Annotated in this window: 3 protein-coding genes; 1 reads left to right on the top strand and 2 read right to left on the bottom strand. The window is 66.9% G+C overall.

Annotated features, from left to right (window positions below; genetic code table 11):
- Positions 1-871 (top strand): 4-hydroxythreonine-4-phosphate dehydrogenase PdxA (pdxA, locus tag RBR29_RS11945; protein ID WP_320349540.1); only part of this gene is annotated, 871 nt, incomplete at its 5' end.
- Between the two features lie 16 nt (positions 872-887).
- Here the strand turns inward: pdxA and RBR29_RS11940 are convergent.
- Positions 888-2,258, bottom strand: a complete 1,371-nt coding sequence (locus tag RBR29_RS11940) for a replicative DNA helicase (protein ID WP_320349538.1) — start codon at positions 2,256-2,258, stop codon at positions 888-890.
- Positions 2,259-2,378: 120 nt separating this feature from the next.
- The coding region (locus RBR29_RS11935; RefSeq protein WP_320349541.1) for a 50S ribosomal L9 C-terminal domain-containing protein at positions 2,379-2,514 on the bottom strand (136 nt) is incomplete at its 5' end.

The following is a 2,514-nucleotide window of genomic DNA, read 5'->3' as shown; positions in this document are numbered from 1 at the left end:
CGCCGGCGCCCTGCGGCGCGCCTGCCAGGCGCTGGGCCTGGAAAACCGCCTGGAAATCCGTCCGCTGGACACCCCCGGCGCGGGCACCACGGGCGGCGTGATCGGCGTGCTGAACCGCTGGGACACGCTGCCCGCCGACCTGTCCTGGGGCCGGGAAGACCCCCGTGCCGGGCGCGGCGCCTACGAATACCTGTGCCACGCCATCGACGACGCCCTGGCCGGCCGGGTGCGGGCGCTGGTGACGGCGCCCCTGCACAAAGGCGCGCTGCACGCAGCCGGCATCGATTTCCCCGGTCACACCGAAATCCTGGCGCAGCGCACCGGTACGGCGGACTACGCCATGATGCTGGCCAACGACGAACTGCGCGTGCTGCTGGTGACCATCCACATTGCCCTGTCCCAGGTGCCCGCAGCGATCAGCCAGGCCGCCGAACTGCGCGCCATCCGCCTGGCGCAGCGGGCCTGCCGCCAGGCCGGCATCGCCCGGCCGCGCATCGCCGTGGCTGGCCTGAACCCGCACGCAGGCGAAGGCGGCGCCTTCGGCGACGAAGAAACCCGCCACATCGCGCCGGCCATCGCCGCCGCACGGGCCGAAGGCCTGGACGCCAGCGGCCCCTGGCCGGGCGATACGGTCTTCATGCGCGCGCGCCAGGGCGAATTCGATATCGTGGTGGCCCAGTACCATGACCAGGGCCTGATCCCGGTGAAATACCTGGGCCTGGACGAAGGGGTCAACGTCACCGTGGGCCTGCCGTTCGTGCGCACCAGCGTGGACCACGGCACGGCCTTTGACATCGCCGGACGGGGGCTGGCCGACCCGGCTTCGCTGCGCGCCGCCGTGCGCATGGCCTTGAAGATGACCGGGTCCTGACGCAGCGTGGGGGCTCTTAAAACCCCGGCGCAGCCGAAAAATTCAGGAACCGGGTACTGGCGCCCTGGAAGGTCAGGCGCACCGTGCCGATGGGGCCGTTACGCTGCTTGCCGATGATGATCTCGGCCGTGCCCTTGTCCGGCGAATCGGGGTTGTAGACCTCGTCGCGGTAGATGAAGATGATCACGTCGGCGTCCTGCTCGATGGCCCCGGATTCGCGCAGGTCGCTCATGACGGGCCGCTTGTTGGGGCGTTGTTCCAGGCTGCGGTTCAGCTGCGACAGGGCGATCACCGGGCAGTTCAGTTCCTTGGCCAGGCCTTTCAGGGACCGGCTGATTTCGGAGATTTCCGTGGCGCGGTTTTCGCCGCCGTTGCCGGACATCAGCTGAATATAGTCGATGATGATCAAGCCCAGCTGGCCGCACTGGCGCGACAGCCGCCGCGCACGCGCGCGCAGTTCCATGGCTGTCAGCGCGGGGGTTTCGTCGATGTAGATCTGGGCTTCTTCGACCTTTTGCACCGCATGGGTCAGGCGCGGCCAGTCGTCCTGGTTCAGCTTGCCGGTGCGCATGCGGTGCTGATCCAGCATGCCCACCGAACCGATCATGCGCATAGCCAGTTGGACCGCGCCCATTTCCATGGAAAACACGGCCACCGGCAAGCCCTGCTCGATGGCGACATGTTCACCGATGTTCATGGAAAAAGAGGTCTTGCCCATGGAAGGCCGCCCGGCCACGATCACCAGATCGCCGGGCTGCAGGCCCGACGTCATGCGGTCCAGATCACTGAATCCGGTGGGCACCCCGGTCACGTCGGAATCGCCCTCGCGGTGATAGAGTTCGTCGATGCGTTCGACCACCTGAGCCAGCAGCGGGCGGATTTCCTGGAAACCGGCCATGCCGCGCGCGCCCTCCTGGGCGATCTGGAACACGCGGGATTCGGCCTCGTCGAGGATCTGCCGGGCTTCTTTGCCCTGGGGATTGAAGGCGGCGGCGGAAATCTCGTCGGCGATCGAGACCAGCTTGCGCAGCATGGATCGTTCGCGCACGATCTCGGCATAGCGGCGGATATTCGCTGCCGAAGGCGTATTGTGCGCCAACGCGTTCAGATAGGGCAGCCCGCCGCATTCGTCCGCCTTGCCGGCCGTGGCCAGGGATTCGTGGACCGTGACGACGTCGGCCGGTCGCGCCAGCCCCACCAGCCGGGCAATGTGCTGCCAGATCAGCCGATGGTCAAAGCGGTAGAAATCGTCCTCGGTCAGGACGTCCGCAACCCGGTCGAAGGCCGCATTGTCCAGCAGCAGACCACCCAGCACCGATTGCTCGGCCTCGATGGAATGCGGCGGCACACGCAGATAGTCCAGTTGCGCGTCGGCTTCGATGTCCAAGTCCTGTCCTCGAGATCAACCATGAAAAAAAGGGCCGGCGATACGCCGACCCTTTTCAGCAGCGCCGTGCCATTCCTACCTTAGCATGCGGGAACAGCGATCGGCGCGCGATGCGGTGCATCAGGCCATTTCGCCCTGCACGGTGACCGAGATGTCGGCCACCACGTCGGCATGCAGCGCGACCTGCAGCGGGAATTCTCCCACCGCCTTGATGGCGCCGTCCGGCATGCGGATCTGGGCCTTGTGCACATCGTCG

The organism is Castellaniella sp., from assembly GCF_034007085.1.
Classification (GTDB): Bacteria; Pseudomonadota; Gammaproteobacteria; order Burkholderiales; family Burkholderiaceae_B; genus Castellaniella.
Note: the sequence above shows the minus strand (reverse complement) of the source record. Positions and strands in the feature narration are given on the sequence as shown.